Source organism: Cytobacillus eiseniae (assembly GCF_017874625.1).
GTDB classification, from domain to species: Bacteria; Bacillota; Bacilli; order Bacillales; family Cytobacillaceae; genus Cytobacillus; species Cytobacillus eiseniae.
Map to the genome: position 1 here is coordinate 1 of NZ_JAGIKZ010000027.1, position 15,672 is coordinate 15,672.

Annotated in this window: 19 protein-coding genes, 2 pseudogenes and 1 riboswitch; of the genes and pseudogenes, 10 read left to right on the forward strand and 11 right to left on the reverse strand. The window is 37.0% G+C overall.

Features of this window, described 5'->3' with window-relative positions; genetic code table 11:
• Nucleotides 1-140: 140 nt before the first annotated feature.
• On the reverse strand, nt 141-740 hold the full coding sequence (locus tag J2Z40_RS16440; RefSeq protein WP_066393000.1) for a cell wall hydrolase: 600 nt from the start codon (nt 738-740) through the stop codon (nt 141-143).
• Nucleotides 741-1,021: 281 nt separating this feature from the next.
• A riboswitch (TPP riboswitch) is annotated at nt 1,022-1,130 on the forward strand.
• Nucleotides 1,131-1,237: 107 nt separating this feature from the next.
• On the opposite strand from J2Z40_RS16440, the gene J2Z40_RS16445 reads away from it, so the two are divergent.
• Genes J2Z40_RS16445 through J2Z40_RS16465 form a run of 5 tightly spaced genes read left to right on the forward strand, consistent with a single transcriptional unit; the run spans nt 1,238 to nt 4,819 of the window.
• On the forward strand, nt 1,238-2,239 hold the full coding sequence (locus J2Z40_RS16445; RefSeq protein ID WP_066392996.1) for an ABC transporter substrate-binding protein: 1,002 nt from the start codon (nt 1,238-1,240) through the stop codon (nt 2,237-2,239).
• A gap of 12 nt (nt 2,240-2,251) precedes the next feature.
• Complete coding sequence (locus tag J2Z40_RS16450) at nt 2,252-2,545, forward strand: MTH1187 family thiamine-binding protein (RefSeq protein ID WP_066392994.1); 294 nt, start codon at nt 2,252-2,254, stop codon at nt 2,543-2,545.
• Complete coding sequence (locus J2Z40_RS16455; protein WP_066392992.1) at nt 2,542-3,309, forward strand: ABC transporter permease; 768 nt, start codon at nt 2,542-2,544, stop codon at nt 3,307-3,309. The genes J2Z40_RS16450 and J2Z40_RS16455 overlap by 4 nt, the downstream gene beginning before the upstream one ends.
• Nucleotides 3,306-4,049, forward strand: a complete 744-nt coding sequence (locus J2Z40_RS16460; protein ID WP_066392986.1) for an ABC transporter ATP-binding protein — start codon at nt 3,306-3,308, stop codon at nt 4,047-4,049. The genes J2Z40_RS16455 and J2Z40_RS16460 overlap by 4 nt, the downstream gene beginning before the upstream one ends.
• A complete protein-coding gene (locus J2Z40_RS16465) occupies nt 4,046-4,819 on the forward strand; it encodes a TatD family hydrolase (RefSeq protein ID WP_066392983.1) in 774 nt (257 codons plus the stop codon). The genes J2Z40_RS16460 and J2Z40_RS16465 overlap by 4 nt, the downstream gene beginning before the upstream one ends.
• A 38-nt stretch (nt 4,820-4,857) precedes the next feature.
• On the opposite strand, the pseudogene J2Z40_RS16470 reads toward J2Z40_RS16465, so the two are convergent.
• The 7 genes and pseudogenes from J2Z40_RS16470 to J2Z40_RS16495 form a co-directional block, all read right to left on the reverse strand.
• Nucleotides 4,858-4,944, reverse strand: a pseudogene (locus tag J2Z40_RS16470) (YjcZ family sporulation protein); the annotation flags it as partial.
• 90 nt (nt 4,945-5,034) lie between these two features.
• Nucleotides 5,035-5,154, reverse strand: coding sequence for a YjcZ family sporulation protein (locus tag J2Z40_RS16475; RefSeq protein ID WP_083953865.1), 120 nt, complete (start codon nt 5,152-5,154; stop codon nt 5,035-5,037).
• A gap of 193 nt (nt 5,155-5,347) precedes the next feature.
• Nucleotides 5,348-6,016 (reverse strand): flotillin domain-containing protein, encoded by a 669-nt coding sequence (locus J2Z40_RS20180; protein WP_425351427.1) that lies wholly within the window; start codon nt 6,014-6,016, stop codon nt 5,348-5,350.
• Between the two features lie 216 nt (nt 6,017-6,232).
• Nucleotides 6,233-6,877, reverse strand: a pseudogene (locus J2Z40_RS20185) (flotillin family protein); the annotation flags it as partial.
• A 15-nt stretch (nt 6,878-6,892) separates the two neighbouring features.
• On the reverse strand, nt 6,893-7,417 hold the full coding sequence (locus J2Z40_RS16485) for an NfeD family membrane protein (protein WP_066399185.1): 525 nt from the start codon (nt 7,415-7,417) through the stop codon (nt 6,893-6,895).
• A 129-nt stretch (nt 7,418-7,546) separates the two neighbouring features.
• Entirely contained in the window at nt 7,547-7,864 is a 318-nt protein-coding gene (locus tag J2Z40_RS16490; protein WP_425351426.1) for a metal-sulfur cluster assembly factor, read from the reverse strand.
• A 92-nt stretch (nt 7,865-7,956) separates the two neighbouring features.
• Nucleotides 7,957-8,691 (reverse strand): protein-glutamine gamma-glutamyltransferase, encoded by a 735-nt coding sequence (locus tag J2Z40_RS16495; protein WP_066392968.1) that lies wholly within the window; start codon nt 8,689-8,691, stop codon nt 7,957-7,959.
• A 180-nt stretch (nt 8,692-8,871) separates the two neighbouring features.
• Between J2Z40_RS16495 and J2Z40_RS16500 the strand changes: the two genes are divergently transcribed.
• The 4 genes from J2Z40_RS16500 (at nt 8,872) to pepT (ending at nt 11,495) form a co-directional block, all read left to right on the forward strand.
• A complete protein-coding gene (locus J2Z40_RS16500) occupies nt 8,872-9,126 on the forward strand; it encodes a helix-turn-helix domain-containing protein (RefSeq protein WP_342590346.1) in 255 nt (84 codons plus the stop codon).
• 152 nt (nt 9,127-9,278) lie between these two features.
• Nucleotides 9,279-9,473 (forward strand): alpha/beta-type small acid-soluble spore protein, encoded by a 195-nt coding sequence (locus J2Z40_RS16505; RefSeq protein ID WP_066392965.1) that lies wholly within the window; start codon nt 9,279-9,281, stop codon nt 9,471-9,473.
• Nucleotides 9,474-9,702: 229 nt separating this feature from the next.
• Nucleotides 9,703-10,185, forward strand: coding sequence for a hypothetical protein (locus J2Z40_RS16510; RefSeq protein ID WP_245350141.1), 483 nt, complete (start codon nt 9,703-9,705; stop codon nt 10,183-10,185).
• Nucleotides 10,186-10,256: 71 nt separating this feature from the next.
• Nucleotides 10,257-11,495, forward strand: coding sequence for a peptidase T (gene pepT / locus J2Z40_RS16515; RefSeq protein WP_066392964.1), 1,239 nt, complete (start codon nt 10,257-10,259; stop codon nt 11,493-11,495).
• Between the two features lie 75 nt (nt 11,496-11,570).
• On the opposite strand, the gene J2Z40_RS16520 is transcribed toward pepT, so the two are convergent.
• The 3 genes from J2Z40_RS16520 to J2Z40_RS16530 form a co-directional block, all read right to left on the reverse strand.
• On the reverse strand, nt 11,571-12,752 hold the full coding sequence (locus J2Z40_RS16520) for an NAD(P)/FAD-dependent oxidoreductase (RefSeq protein WP_066392962.1): 1,182 nt from the start codon (nt 12,750-12,752) through the stop codon (nt 11,571-11,573).
• A gap of 37 nt (nt 12,753-12,789) precedes the next feature.
• Complete coding sequence (locus tag J2Z40_RS16525; protein ID WP_066392959.1) at nt 12,790-13,233, reverse strand: helical membrane plugin domain-containing protein; 444 nt, start codon at nt 13,231-13,233, stop codon at nt 12,790-12,792.
• Between the two features lie 285 nt (nt 13,234-13,518).
• A complete protein-coding gene (locus J2Z40_RS16530) occupies nt 13,519-14,451 on the reverse strand; it encodes a COX15/CtaA family protein (protein WP_066392957.1) in 933 nt (310 codons plus the stop codon).
• A 219-nt stretch (nt 14,452-14,670) separates the two neighbouring features.
• On the opposite strand from J2Z40_RS16530, the gene J2Z40_RS16535 reads away from it, so the two are divergent.
• Nucleotides 14,671-15,378 carry a class I SAM-dependent methyltransferase gene (locus J2Z40_RS16535; protein ID WP_066392951.1) on the forward strand — a complete coding sequence of 236 codons (708 nt, stop codon included), beginning with the start codon at nt 14,671-14,673 and terminating at the stop codon, nt 15,376-15,378.
• Nucleotides 15,379-15,672: the final 294 nt, after the last annotated feature.

Sequence of the window (15,672 nt, forward strand, 5' to 3'; positions counted from 1 at the left end):
TCAATGCAAAAATAGTGTAGACTCTACTATGGTTAAGAATTAGTTTTCATGATAGACGGTGGCGGCGAGAAGCGCCGCCATGTTGGTTTCCTAGATAATAAAAAAACAGCTCTCATTCCTAAAGAATGGAGCTGCATTCATTATTTTGCAAAACGGTGCTTACCAATTTCGGCTGTAACTGTTTTTGATCTAAGCCATGTACTGCTTGTCAAGTCTGGGTTAAAGAAGAAGACAGATTCATTTTCCTTGCTGTTAAAGGCCAATGCTTCCTTTACTGCCTTTTTAGCACTACTATCTGCTGGTTCTTGAATTGAACCATTATCAACGGGTTGAAATTGTCTTTTTTCATAGATGACCTCTTTAATCGTGTCTGGAAAGCGCTCATCCTCTACCCTATTCAAGACAACTTGAGCAACAGCTACCTTTCCCTCGTACGGCTCACCTTTTGCTTCTGCATGGACGAGTCTAGCTAAGAGATCTTGCTCCGCATTTGTAATTGATTTTGGCAATATAAGTTTTTCACCCGTATGGATCTGTTCTGATTTTTTATGATTACTCTTCATTAATTCCTGTACTGATACCCCATATTCCATTCCAATTTTGTTCAGTGAATCTCCTTTTTCAACTATATATACATTAACAGAATCTAATATTTCAGCATTCATATGATTATCATTAGAAAGGACAAAGTGGAATGAGAGCATCATGAATCCTGCAAAAATAGCTGCAAGTTTTTTCATTGTATCTCCTCCTTTTATTAAAAAACAAAAAGCACCAAGCTTATTAAATAATAAACAAAGATGCTTCTTCAACTAGCTTTTGAAATATCATTCGACTAACAATATATATAACCTTAACACAGTCTAATTACTACTTCTACCTACAAAAATATCCATAGAAATAGAGGGAAATATTGGATAAACACGATTTCACCCTAAACATTTAGTACATTTTTCTAGTAAAATGAAACTTATCTGTTATAATGGGTTAGAAATGAAAATGCTTTATCATAATTGAATAGGCAGAAATGTAGGGGAACCACTATTGGTTGAGATTTCATCTAAAAAAGATGATAACCCTTAGAACCTGATCTGGTTAGTACCAGCGGAGGGAACATATTCTATAACTACTAATGTTAAGTATATATGCGCCCAGGTTCCTGCCTAGGGCGTTTTTATTTTGTTCAATTCCAGACACACTGGAGAAAATAAGAATAATACATCAGGAGGGTCAAAAGATGAAAAAATGGATGGCAATGATGTGCACTGTTTTGCTGCTGGCCGGCTGTGGCACAACAAATGAAGAAACAGCACCAGCTAAAGATGAAAAAAACAATCAGGAGCTTGATAAGGTAACTGTTGTCCTAGATTGGACACCAAATACAAATCATACTGGATTGTATGTAGCTCAAGAAAAAGGATACTTTGCTGAAGAAGGACTTGACGTTGAAATCATTATGCCTGGGGAAGCTGGCGCTGATCAGTTGACCGCATCAGGAAAGGCAGATTTTGGCGTGAGTTATCAAGAAAGCATCACCCAAGCTCGTGTACAAGGAGTCCCGCTTGTTTCAATTGCAGCTGTGATTCAACATAATACTTCCGGCTTTGCCTCTCCCGTTGAAAAAAACATAACATCTCCTAAGGATTTTGCTGGGAAAACGTATGGGGGCTGGGGTTCACCTGTTGAGCAATCTGTTTTAGATTCTTTAATGAAAGTTGAAAATGCCAATGTTGAAGATGTATCCATTATCAATATGGGTGATTCGGACTTTTTCACTGCTGTTAAACGCGACATTGATTTTGCATGGATATTTTACGGGTGGACAGGCGTTGAAGCTGAGCTACGTGGAGAAGAAATTAATATGGTTTATTTAACCGACTATAGTGAGAAGCTTGATTATTATACGCCAGTACTCGCAACAAATGAAACAATGATTGCTGAGAATCCGGATACGGTAAAAGCATTCATTAAAGCCGCTTCCAAAGGATACAGTTTCACGATCGAAAATCCAGATGAAGCAGCTCAAATCCTTTTAAAAGCTGCACCAGATTTAGATGAAGAGCTCGTGCAGAAGAGCCAAGAATGGTTAGCCCCATATTATCAAGATGATGCTGCACAATGGGGTGAACAAAAGCTTGAGGTTTGGGAAAACTATGCAAGCTGGATGTTTGAAAATGGATTACTTGATAAAGAATTAGAAGCAGATCAAGCATTCACAAATGAATTTTTACCAGAGTGAGGAGAAGCAAACATGGCAAATGCATTAATAAGCATACAAATCATTCCAAAAACAAAAAATGGAGAAGATGTCATTCCCTATGTGGATGAAGCGATCCGTGTAATCGAAGAAGCAGGAGTCAAATATGAGGTACATCCGCTTGAAACAACAATGGAAGGCGAATTAGAAGATCTATTAAAAATAATAACGAAGATGAATGAGAAAATGATTGAAAAAGGAAGCCGAAATGTCATTTCACAAGTAAAAATTTTGTATCAGCCATCAGGAATTGAAATGAATGATTTGACGGAGAAATACCGATCATGAGAAACATTTTATTAAAAGGATGGAGACCGGCATTGGTTCTCCTCTTTTTATTCATTATATGGGAAATGGTCGTTAAATTAGCAGAGATTCCTGCTTGGCTGCTCCCTCCACCAACTGAAATTATCGAAGAAGCAATGACTGGGTGGAGTCTTTTTTCTGTTCATCTGCAATCAACCATACAGCTGTCATTACTTGGTTTTGTTATTGGCTCAAGCATTGGATTAATTACAGCCATTATTCTTCATCTTATTCCAATTATAAGAGAATCCATTTATCCTTTATTAATTTTATCACAAAATATTCCAATCATCGTACTTGCTCCACTGTTAGTGATTTGGTTTGGCTTTGGATTAATGCCAAAGCTGATAGTCATTACACTCGTTTGTTTTTTTCCAATTACGGTAGCAGCATTGGATGGCTTTAGGCAAACACCTAATGAGTTGAAGCATTATATGATGATGGCTGGCGCAAATCGAGGCCAGCTCTTCTGGAAGCTCGAACTTCCTTACTCATTGCCTGCCGTATTTTCCGGCTTAAAAATCTCTGCAACGTACAGTGTAATGGGAGCTGTTATTTCAGAATGGCTTGGAGCTAAAAATGGAGTTGGCGTCTATATGACACTTGCCTCTTCCTCCTTTCGTACAGACCGAGTATTTGTCGCAATCCTATTTATTATGATCGTAAGTCTGATCCTATTTGCAATCATTCTATTAATAGAGCGCATACTTGTCCGCTGGAAAGCAAAGGAGGAGAACAAAAAATGACTTTACTATCCATAGAAAATGTCTCAAAAAGCTTTGGCCAAAATGAAGTGATTCATGGGCTTAATTTACAAATCCAAGAAGGAGAATTTGTTTCGATCCTAGGTCCCTCTGGAAGTGGAAAAAGCACGATTTTCAATTTAATTGGTGGGCTGCTTACTCCTGAAGAAGGAACGATTCATTTACAGAATAAAATCATTAATGGGCAACGTGGCTCAGTTAGCTATATGCCACAAACTCCTTCATTGCTTCCATGGCGAACGATTTTACAGAATGTAGTTCTTGGTCAAGAGCTACGAGGCACTACAAATATTGAGAAAGCACAGGAAATGATTCATAAAGCGGGGCTAGGTGAATATATTCATTCCTACCCACATGAATTATCAGGGGGGATGAAGCAGCGAGTTGCTTTTATTCGTGCTCTTTTAAGTCCACAGCCTATCATTCTTCTTGATGAACCGTTTTCTGCACTTGATGAGCTTACAAGACTATCTATGCAAAAATGGCTATTAAATATTTGGGAATCAAATAAGCGCACTGTTCTTTTTGTGACACATAATATTGAAGAAGCACTCTTTCTTTCAGACCGTATTTTAATCCTTTCCCAGCGGCCTGCATCTGTCATATCTGATCTGAAAGTTCCCTTTGATCGTCCGAGAAATGAAGAACTTGTACTTGAAGATCAATTTCTGGAAAGTAAGCGGGCGATCCACTACTCACTAAAAAGGAATGTATATGAATGATACAAATGATCGATTCACATATTCACCTGGACCATTACACAGACGATGAGATTGAAGAGGTAAATTCAAGTATATCAACGATTCAATCCCTAATTTCTGTATCCTTTAACTTAGAATCCGCGAAGAGAAATCTTCTTTTGTCTGAGAAATATCCGAAGGTGAATCCTGCCTTCGGGTTTCATCCAGAACAGCCATTACTAACGAATGATGAACGAATGGAACTGCTCTCTTGGATTGAGTGCAATCAAGAAAAGATGATTGCAGTAGGTGAAGTCGGGCTGCCGTACTATTTACGACAAGAATCATCGAAACCGCTTCCACTTCAAGAATATATTGATCAATTGGAAGTTTTCATTGTGCTAGCCAAGAAATGGAATAAGCCAATCATTCTTCACGCCATATATGAAGACGCTCCTATTGTGTGTGATCTTTTAGAAAAGCATTCCATTCAGAAAGCCCATTTCCATTGGTTCAAAGGGGATCCCGTGACAATTAATCGCATCGCAGCAAATGGGTATTGTATTTCTTTTACTCCGGATATTGTATATGAACAAGAAATTCAGGAGATCGCAAGCATATTTCCAATCGAACAAATGATGGTTGAAACAGATGGACCATGGCGATTTGAAGGTCCCTTTAAAGGGTTAATGACACACCCAAATATGATGAATGAATCCATTGCCATCCTCTCTAAGATTAAAGAAATGCCGATTCAAGAAGTCTATAAACAGCTGCTTTATAATACGAGAAAATTTTACTCACTTATATAAAAAAAAAGCAGGATTTCTCCTGCTTTTCTATTAATTATTTATCTAAAACAAGCTGCGCCTACAATGATAAGAAGGATGAAAAGCACAACGATTAATGCAAAACCGCCGCCGTAGCTAGCTCCTCCACCGTATCCACAGCCGCCATACCCATAGCCGCCGTATCCATACATATACTTTCTCCTCCTTGCTATTATAAATTATTTTATTCTACTTTTTTAGTAACCGTATCCTCCACCATAACCCCATGAAGCACCAATGATAATTAATAGGATAAACAATACTACAAGTAGAGCGAAGCCTCCACCGTAACCAACGCCTCCACATTCATTTCCCATGTTCAAATACCTCCTTTGTTTGTTTCCATATATCCTATTCATTTACCCTAGATTGTGCGATAGACGAATGCACAATTTTAGGTGCATCCACTACATGAAAAAAGAGACCCTTGTTGACAGGGCCCCTTTATCAAGGAGTTACTTTGGATTTTCCACGTCATTTTCATATTAAAAAATGGGCGGATTTCATTCTTTACTCTTGTTTATCTTCTACTTTTTCTTTATCTTTTAATTCCAGTGCCAAGTGATCTAGGCTTTCTCGAATATTTGATTTACCAGAGAAATTCTCCAATAGCTCTTTTACATCAATGCCAGATGATGCCTTCAAAGTTTCTTGCATCGTGGACATAAGGTTTGTTGCATAGCTTGTCACTTTATTCGCCCCACCATTTGTCCCATCACTGCCAGTATCCACTACGGTAATTTTATCAATATTAGCTAATGGACTAGCAACCTGTTTTGCATACTCAGGCAGCATTTCTAAGACCATATCCATAATCGCTGCGTGGCCATATTGCTCAAATGCCTCGGCAATTTTGCGCTTCGCTTCTGCCTCAGCAAGACCTTTCAGACGAATAATTTCAGCTTCTGTTTCCCCTTGTGCACGCTGTGCATCTGCTTTTGCAAGACCATCTGCTCGCACTCGCTCAGCTTCAGCCTTTGCTTGTGCTTCAATGCGATACTTATTCGCATCTGCCTCAGCAAATTGCTTTCTCTTTTCTGCCTCTGCTGCTTGCTCTACTGCATAACGGTCTGCATCGGCTTTTTTCTTCACTTCAGAATCATATTGACGTTCTCTTCTCAAAATTTCTTTTTCTTCTAATTCAATTTGTTTTTGACGTTCAATAATTTTAATTTGCATTTCCTGTTCTGTAACTTCTTGTTTCGATCGAGCCGTTTCTAAATCATAGGCTTGGTCCGCTCTCGCTTTTGCTACATCCTGCTCCCTGCGGTAATCTGCCATTTTCATTTGATTTTCTTTTTCCGCTTCTGCAATTTCAGTTGCTCTTTCAAGCTCTGCTCTCTGAGCGTCTTTAGCTGCTTCTGCCCGTTTGATACGCGTTTCCTTTTCAGCTTCTGCAGTTGCAATATCAGCATCTCGTTTTACTTGAGCAATTCTTGGTTTCCCTAATGAATCAAGGTAGCCATTTTTATCACGAACATCTTTAATCGTGAATGAAACAATAATTAGTCCCATTTTTGCAAGATCTTGTGAAGCAACACGTTGAACTTCTTGAGAAAACTTATCCCGATTTTTGTAAATTTCCTCCACTGTCATTGAGCCAAGGATGGATCTTAAATGCCCTTCAAGCACTTCCTTCGCTTCATTTTCACGGTCTTCCTTAGATTTTCCAAGAAATTGCTCGGCAGCCGTAGCAATTTCACCTATGGAACCACCAATTTTTATAATGGCTGTTCCATCTGCCATGACCGGAACCCCTTGTTCCGTATATACTTCTGGTGTTGAAACTTCTAGTTTGCTAGATAAAAGACTTAATGGCTCTGCTTGTTGGAAAACTGGTAATACGAAAGTACCTCCACCACGGATGATTTTGATTTTATTCCCTGATTCATCTACATGCACATTTTTAGAACCTAAATAACTACCTGTAACAATTAATGCCTCATCAGGACCAGCTGTTCTGTATTTTGTAACAAAGACCCCTATTAAAGCAATTAGTAAAAAAGCAACAATTCCAATAACAATCCAAATTGTAAGCATGTACTTTCCCCCTATCTAATATTCATTGCGCGGCACAACAAAGAGCACACCGTCTTTCACATCGATTACAAGGACTTTTTTTCCTTCTTCTATTGTTGTATTATCAAAGCTCGAAGCAGGCTTAGATATCCTCCCACTAATGCTTTCAATCAGAATTTCTCCAAATCCATCTTGAGGTATTGGAATAATGACAGTAGCTATCCTCCCCTTTAATGATTCCTCTGTATATACGAGTGATTCCTCTGTATTTGCTAATGGTATAAGAACGAAAATATTTAATAATGTATCTAGTATTAGTGAGGTTAGAGCTGCAATAACAAAAATGAGTACGCCATTCATCCCTGTTAACGATTCTAATAAATAGCCAATTGCGGATAAAAACGTAAAAAATGCAAGTACTAATACTGGATGGAGAAAGCCCGCTGCTTCTGATAACCCTTCAACCATATCTCCAAAAAATAAATATAGGATGATTAAACTACCGGAAATAACGAGTACATATAAATATAATGTTTGGATAGGTATGCCAAACAGTTCCATAATACCACCCCCTCTTCCTAATCCTGCTATTTCTGGTACAGTATACTTACGAATGAAAGTCAGAAATGTTTCAAAAATTCCAACAAAAAAATGCATGAAGAATAAATTCTTCATGCATTTTTATTAAGCTTATCTATGAATACCTAGTGCCAGCTGTGCATAGCGGGACATGCGTTCTTTTGTCCAAGGTGGACTCCAAACAATATCCACTTCGACTTTCTTGATTTCCTCGATATTATCTAGAATCGCACTTTTCACATTGCTAACAATTTGACCTGCCATTGGACAGCCCATCGAAGTCATTGACATAACAATATGGACATCATTTCCTTCATTAATATTAACTTCATATACTAGTCCTAAATTTACGACATCAATGCCTAATTCTGGATCTATTACTAATTCAAGCTCTTCATAAATTTTATCTTTTAGTAAGTTGCTCATCAATTTTCCTCCTGAATAATGAGATGAATGATGCTAATTGATATTCATTGTCATTATAAAGAATATCAAAAGAGGAGGAAGTGAATCACATCACATTAAGCAAACTGCTTCCTAGCAAATTGTGACAAATATTGTGGATTCAATCGACTATGCTGAGAAATTAAGTATGCCGATTTTGTTGCATTTTCTACTCTTAATGTATTTAACGCTTGAATCATCCCTTCTGCAGTTTCAATTCCGACCCCATGCCCAAAATAAAGTCCATTCCCAAGAATAACTGCATTTTCTCCTGTCCAAACGGGATGAGCATATTCAGGATTATAAAAATAAACAACGTCACCAGGAATAAAATCTCTGCCTACTTTCGTAACTATGCTTAAATCGCGGTCATAATTCCAATCCCATACGAGAAGTCTTTGAAACAAAGTATTAAAATAACTTGTCGCAATCGTATCCAGCACTGCTTTATAATAAATAACGACAATCGCTGTTGAACATTCAAATGCATACTCTTTACTATTCGTAAAAATATCTTCGATGGCTTCAGACGGGAGGACCCACGAATTAAGTAAATAACCATACTTTGTTTTTGTCCAAATTTCAGGATTAAATTTGGAGGTTTGGAATGGCGCAAACTCTACTGCACTCTCATGAAGATCTTTTGCAGCTTTAATAATATTACTCCTTAACTGAATATCAAATAATAGTTCATGAACTGAGTTATAGGAATGCATCATTGGGCTATTTTCCAATGCTGCATATATTTCTTTTTTCAACCCTTGAAATTGTTCGATCGCAGGTTTATCGTTATAATTGCTAATCAAAATCATCCTATTCCCAACCTTCCTAAGGTTCTTAATTTACCTTATGGAATTTGACAATAGACGGTTACAAATTCATCCTATTCCACCCCTTCGAATAAGCAAGTTGGAATTATTGCACCTCATTGCCAAGAAATAAATCTTTACAAAAACATGTGAAAAGTGCTAATTTAGAAAAATAGAATGGGAATGAATAAAGGTGATTATATGAATAAGGAAATTATTAAGTTCATACGGCAAAGCTATAATATGACACAACGAGATTTTGCTAAAATCGTTAGTTGCAGTTTTTCTCTAATTGCACTCGTTGAAATTGGAAAAAGACGCGTAACAAGTAATTTAGAGGATAAAATTAAAGTAGCTTTTGACTTAGACGATCAACAGTTGCAATCCATTGCCACGCTTGTATCAGAATTTAGCAAAGGGATCCCACCAATGATGTAACAGATTTCAATTATTTCTTCACACGAAATCCGTTCTTACTTTCCACATTTGAATGTTACTCTATTATGTAATGAATGAACCTCTCTTAATCGGTTATGTTAAAAATGGGCAATGATCAAATTGCTCAAATAATCGTGGTGGGAGTGATCATCATGGCAAGAAACAAACTTTTAGTCCCTGGTGCTGAAAATGTTTTAGATCAAATGAAGCAAGAGATTGCGGACGAGTTTGGAGTTCAGCTTGGTGCTGACACAACCGCACGAGCAAATGGCTCTGTTGGCGGCGAAATGACGAAGCGACTCGTCGCAATGGCAGAGCAGCAATTAAGAAATCAAAGGGATAACTGATGATTTCAGAGGAAAAGACCCGAAATGGGTCTTTTTCTTTTTATATTGACTATCTTCAACTGAAACACTTTTTAAGCATAAACAACGTACAAGTATAATTTTATTAAAAGGTGGATGTCTATTGTTTTCTTCACATATTTACCCTTTAATCTCTCTTTATGGGATTATTAGTTAACAATTCAACTATGTTATAGTAAGTGCAGAGCAACAATTCGAAAGGAGTGATTTCTTGATTGCTAAATGGTTGATTATGAACGGACTAACAATTATTATCATTGTTTTATGGAGTTTGTACCGGGGCTATGAATCAAACTATATATTAATCGGAAAAATCATTTCACAAGCTGCATTTATTTTATTTTTAATCAATATTAATATGTACTTCGTATTCCTCCTCATTCGGAAAAGTAAGATACGAAAAGTAAAAATCCAACTGGCAAAAATATCGAAGAAGATGATGAAATTTCATATTCCAATTGCAATCACCGCGACTGTATTAATAATTTCGCATGCAGCAATTATGATCACTGCCCATCAAGAACAGCTGTGGAAGGCAAAAACGATAACAGGTGCAGTTGCATTCAGTCTACTAGTCCTTCTGCTTTATAGTGGATTATTACGAAGATGGAAAGCATCGGGTAAAAGGCGAAGGTTTCATTATACAATGGCTTTTATCTTTTTGGGCTTCGTGCTTTTTCATGTCTTCATTTAGCTCCATTCACGAGAAAAATTGATTAGCTATGATAAAATTGAAAGTAGTCCAATAAAGGAGATGTTCAAAAGGTGAAAAAAGAGCTCATTAAACGATTAACAACATATGTAAAAGTAGATACACAATCAAATGCAGATAGCAATACATGTCCGACAACTCCAGGACAGCTCACATTAGCAAATATGCTTGTTGACGAATTGAAAACAATCGGTATGGATGAAGTGACAATCGATGAAAATGGCTATGTGATGGCGACCCTGCAAGCAAATACAGATAAGAAGATCCCTACCATTGGTTTTTTAGCGCATGTGGATACAGCAACAGATTTCACTGGTACGAACGTCTCTCCTCAACTAGTAGAGAATTATGACGGCAATGACATTGTCTTAAATGAAGATTTACATATCGTGCTATCACCGAAGGATTTCCCGAATTTAACGAATTATAAGGGACATACGTTAATCACTACGAATGGCACTACACTACTCGGGGCAGACAATAAAGCTGGAATTGCTGAAATAATGACTGCGATGGCCTACTTAATTACTCATCCAGAAATAAAACATGGGAAAATACGTGTCGCTTTCACTCCTGATGAGGAAATTGGCAGAGGACCTCATAAGTTTGATGTTAAGGCTTTCGATGCAAAATATGCGTATACCGTTGATGGCGGTCCATTAGGGGAACTAGAATATGAGAGCTTTAATGCTGCCGCTGCAAAAGTTATCATTCAAGGAAACAACATCCATCCTGGCACAGCAAAAGGAAAAATGGTAAATTCCGCAAAAGTCGCTATGGAATTCCACAATAAACTCCCTAAAGAAGAGGCGCCTGAATATACTGAGGGCTATGAAGGTTTTTACCATCTTTCTTCTATTAATGGATATGTCGAACAAACAATTCTTCATTATACTATTCGTGACTTCGATAAGGATCAATTCAATGCAAGAAAAGAAAAGCTAGAAGAGATTGCAGAGGAACTTCGTGATAAATATGGACAAGAAAACATCCATTTGGAACTAACGGATCAATATTATAATATGAAGGAAAAAATTGAACCTGTGAAGGAAATCGTCGACATTGCCTATGAAGCAATGGAAAGACTAGATATTCAACCGAATATAAAACCAATTCGCGGCGGAACGGACGGCTCCCAGCTCTCCTACATGGGCCTCCCTACCCCAAATATTTTCACTGGCGGCGAAAACTATCATGGCAAGTATGAATATATTTCCGTAGATAATATGGAGAAAGCAACAAATGTAATTTTGAATATTATTGAGATTTATGAAGAAAAGGGCGAAATATAAAATAGCTTAAAGAAAGAAGCCAAAAAACAATTTTATCTTGTTTTTCGGCTTCTTTCTTTTCTAACATATTTTGAATTAATGGGCTAAGCTAAATAATCCTTTAATATGTGATAAGTAACGAACATGGCTCGCTTCTTTCATGAGTGTAGCTGGAAGGCCCTTAAGTGACGTATTATTTGCACCAATCGATGCTACTGCATCTTTACGGCCAAGACTAGCAAGTGTACCAGAATTGATTGGAGCAAAGCGCTCAAATGTTTTTCCTTCAAGGTATGCATATAAGTTATACCCTACAAGTTCACCCATTTGCCATGCATTTTGAGCAGTTGGTGCATATGGACGACCGCCTTCTTCTGGGAATGCAACCGCACTATCTCCAACAACAAATACATCAGTGTGAGAGCTTGATTGAAGGAATTCATTCACTGTTGCTCTACCTCTATCAACGGCTAGACCAGATTCCTCAACGATAGGAAGTGCTTGGATTCCACCAGTCCATACGAATGTATTGGCAATAATTTTGCTTCCATCTTTTAAGTCAATTTCATTGCCGCTTACATTTGTAACAGGAAGACCTGTTAAGAATTCAACGCCACGTGCTACAAGGCTTTCCGTTGCACGTTCAATTAAATGATCTGGTAAGATAGGAAGAATTTTCGGACCAGCTTCAACAAGCTTGATCTTTAATTCCTTTGGATCAACACCATACTTTTTAGCAATTTTAGGCATATTATCAGCAATTTCACCAACTAATTCTACACCTGTTAAACCGCCACCACCGATAACGATCGTAGCATCTGCTTCATTTTTTGTCTGAGCATATTCACGGATTTTGCCTTCAATGTGATTGTAGATTTTATTTGCATCATCAACTGATTTTAATACCATGCTGTTTTCTTCAAGTCCTGGGATACCGAAGTAGCCTGTTTTGCTTCCTAAAGCAACAACAAGTGCATCATATGTTAATGTTGAACCATCAGATAGTTTTACTTTTTTATCATCTACTGAAAATGATTCAACCTTTGCAATTTTTAGATCAATATCTTTTCCTTTGACAAGCTTTTCAAGCGGCATTGAGATTGCTTGTTCAGCGATTGTTCCACCTGCTAGACGGTGCAGTTCAGTAATAATTTGGTGTGTTGGAAACTGATTTACTACAGTAACATAAGCTTCATTACGATCTAAATATTTACGTACAGTTAAAGCAGAAAGCAATCCGCCGTAACCTCCACCTAGTATAACAATATGTTTAGTCATTATTTATCCCCGTCCTTACAATGTTGTATTAAATGAATTATTTTTGATTGCTACGTTCAGAAGAAACTTCAAGGTAAGCTGTTAAGAATCGGAAAAGTTTCTGTGCTTGTGGATCTTTTATCATTTTTAAAAGTCCAAAAAGACCAATGACTTCATGGCTTTCTTCTGCACGATCTTTCGCTTCAATTGCAGTAGCTGCAATATTTTTTACAGAATCCTTAACAGGATCTACCATTTCTTTAATAGCACCAACCGTATCATTCTTTAATACTTCATCTGTTGCAACAGAATGAGCAAAGTCATATGACTTATTCAGAATATTGATAAGTTCAGTTAATTTCGGCAGCTGTTCAACTAAAGCTGTTAATGATTCTTGAACTTCAGGTTTTAATAGCTGATCAACAATATCTAGTCTTTCTTGATTTGAAGACATTTCGAAAACTTCTTGTTCAGGCTTTGTTTGAGTTAGCGTAGCTGTCATTTTCTATTCCCCTTTGCATTTATAAATATTTTGATAATTTTAAACTGAAAGGTAATTATGACTTGTGTGATATTTCACATAAAAATTCAAAAAAAATTCACTTGCTATTACCTATCAGTTACCCCTTAACTACTATACTCCTAAATTAGGATAAATTCAAATACATCTTTCCTATTTTTTTATGGAAAAATCACTTTGATTTTCACTTCTATTTACTTATCTAGTAAAAATGCTGCCCTCTTAATTAGAAGGCAGCATTTGTCCGAACAATCTAGTAATTATCTTTCAAGAATGAAATTTTTCATTTGATGAAATACTCGGTTTGTAACTCATTGGCATATTCACTCCAACATAGGCACGTGCTTCATAAACAGATGCAAACAATGCGGTCCCAGCTGCTAAATGTAGGACAGCCCAAGGTATGTCTATATAAGTAATCACTGTCAACACACCGATAATTATTTGTAATAAAACAAGAAACCCTGCAAATAGAAGGCGGTTTCGCAAAGCAGCTCCCCATTTTTTTGTATATGACCAGTAAATTAGTAAAAAAATATAAAGAGTCGCAGCAATGGCTAGAAATCTATGAGTCGTCTGCAGAAATTCTGGAATAGTTGCAGGGATGAGAGATTCACCACATGACAACCAACCACATGCGAGCCCATATGACTCATGCTTAATATAGGCCCCAACTGCTAAAGTAAGCAGCAAAATAGTTGTTGCAATATTTAAATGAAAAATAACAATTTTGTGTTTTACACTATTTAAAATATGGCTATGTATTTTCTCCTTCACTGCCATTTGATTCGTGCTCTTCCCAATCCAAATAAGACTGGCAAGAAAAAGCATGGCAATGACTAGATGTGCAGTAACAATGATAGCTGGTAAATCAAGAATAACAACGATTGCACCAAAAAGGATTTGTACAACTAATAAAAAGAGCATAACCCAACTTACAAATCGTGTGGATCGATCCACCTGTGCACGCAATAGCTTTATGAATAAAATAACCGTCATTATTCCAAGAACAGCACCAATCACTCGATGGGCAAATTCGATTAATGTGTCCCCTTGCAAAATGGGAATCACTGCTCCATTACATAATGGCCACTCAGGTCCACAGCCCATTCCTGATTCTGAAGATGCTACATAGCCTCCAAAAACAATCAAAAAATAAGTTAAGATAATCGTGAAATACACAAATCGATTTAAAGTCAACTAACCACACCTCATTTTGTTATAATATTTAGAATTTTAACTCTAATTTAACAAATTGAAGTTTGCTTTTCGGTGATTTTAATCACGAAATGGTAGTTTACACATATATATTAGAAATTTTCCTAATAGCAATGACGGCTATCACTGATTATTTTTCTGAATTTCCGTATATTTGTAAATGGTCTTGGTGAAATTTTAAATGAGAGGAATGATACATACATGTCTTTTTACAAAACATTAACACCCTTTTATGATCAAATATTTCCGGCCAATACATTAACAGAGCAATTTCTGTCATCCCATTTACTTAAGAATGGAAACATACTTGATGTTGGTGCTGGTACCGGAAATATGGCAATTACCCTTTCAAAAGATGGATTTACATTAACAGCTACAGAGCCAGAAAAGAAAATGGCGAACGAAATTCGTAGCAAAGCAGTCGCTGAGAATCTTCAAATAAAGGTGGATACAAAGTCTATGCAGGAAATAGACGAATTCCTGGAACCATTTGATGGGATTTATTGCATCGGCAACACCCTTGCCCATTTAAATCATTTAGATGAAATCCAGCATTTTTTTCAACATACATATGAAAAATTGCATGAACATGGCAAGTTCATTTTTCAAATTGTTAATTTTGAAAAGGTATTAACAAATAAGGATTTCCACTTTCCGATCATAAAAAAAGAAGCATTTGAATTTCAACGCCACTACGAACTTGTTGGCGACAAAATATTATTCACAACTACGTTAATAGTTGATGGAATATCTGAGTCGAATACGATTCCATTATATCCAGCAACAGCCAACCAGCTACTCCCTCTTCTCGAAAAAATTGGCTTTAAAAAAATCGAGGCATATGGGAACTTTAAAGGAGAAGCATACACAGTAAACACACCTGCACTCATCGTCGTTGCAACTAAATAGACGAAGCATCTCAAGATTGATGTACTTTCTTAGCTCTCTATCTAGTGTTTTGTCCATCATCTCAAGTTTGATGGACTTTGCTTTACGCTCTATCTACTGTTTTGTCCATCATCTCTGGATTGATGGACTTTGCTTTACGCTCTATCTACTGTTTTGTCCATCATCTCAAGATTGATGAACTTTGCTTTGCGCTCTATCAATTGTTTTGTCCATCATCTCAGAATTGATGGACTTTGCTTTGCCTTCTATCAATTGTTTTGTCCATCACACCAGGATTGATGGACTTTGCTTTGC

Excerpts from the sequence above, each read along its gene's own strand:
- J2Z40_RS16460 (WP_066392986.1), top strand. The coding sequence starts at position 3,306 with ATGACTTTACTATCCATAGAAAATGTCTCAAAAAGCTTTGGCCAAAAT.
- J2Z40_RS20180 (WP_425351427.1), bottom strand. The coding sequence starts at position 6,016 with ATGCAAATTAAAATTATTGAACGTCAAAAACAAATTGAATTAGAAGAA.
- J2Z40_RS16455 (WP_066392992.1), top strand. The coding sequence starts at position 2,542 with ATGAGAAACATTTTATTAAAAGGATGGAGACCGGCATTGGTTCTCCTC.
- J2Z40_RS16465 (WP_066392983.1), top strand. The coding sequence starts at position 4,046 with ATGATACAAATGATCGATTCACATATTCACCTGGACCATTACACAGAC.
- J2Z40_RS16525 (WP_066392959.1), bottom strand. The coding sequence starts at position 13,233 with ATGACAGCTACGCTAACTCAAACAAAGCCTGAACAAGAAGTTTTCGAA.
- J2Z40_RS16520 (WP_066392962.1), bottom strand. The coding sequence starts at position 12,752 with ATGACTAAACATATTGTTATACTAGGTGGAGGTTACGGCGGATTGCTT.
- J2Z40_RS16500 (WP_342590346.1), top strand. The coding sequence starts at position 8,872 with ATGAATAAAGGTGATTATATGAATAAGGAAATTATTAAGTTCATACGG.
- J2Z40_RS16535 (WP_066392951.1), top strand. The coding sequence starts at position 14,671 with ATGTCTTTTTACAAAACATTAACACCCTTTTATGATCAAATATTTCCG.
- J2Z40_RS16450 (WP_066392994.1), top strand. The coding sequence starts at position 2,252 with ATGGCAAATGCATTAATAAGCATACAAATCATTCCAAAAACAAAAAAT.
- J2Z40_RS16475 (WP_083953865.1), bottom strand. The coding sequence starts at position 5,154 with ATGGGAAATGAATGTGGAGGCGTTGGTTACGGTGGAGGCTTCGCTCTA.
- J2Z40_RS16445 (WP_066392996.1), top strand. The coding sequence starts at position 1,238 with ATGAAAAAATGGATGGCAATGATGTGCACTGTTTTGCTGCTGGCCGGC.
- J2Z40_RS16495 (WP_066392968.1), bottom strand. The coding sequence starts at position 8,691 with ATGATTTTGATTAGCAATTATAACGATAAACCTGCGATCGAACAATTT.
- J2Z40_RS16485 (WP_066399185.1), bottom strand. The coding sequence starts at position 7,417 with ATGGAACTGTTTGGCATACCTATCCAAACATTATATTTATATGTACTC.
- J2Z40_RS16505 (WP_066392965.1), top strand. The coding sequence starts at position 9,279 with ATGGCAAGAAACAAACTTTTAGTCCCTGGTGCTGAAAATGTTTTAGAT.
- J2Z40_RS16440 (WP_066393000.1), bottom strand. The coding sequence starts at position 740 with ATGAAAAAACTTGCAGCTATTTTTGCAGGATTCATGATGCTCTCATTC.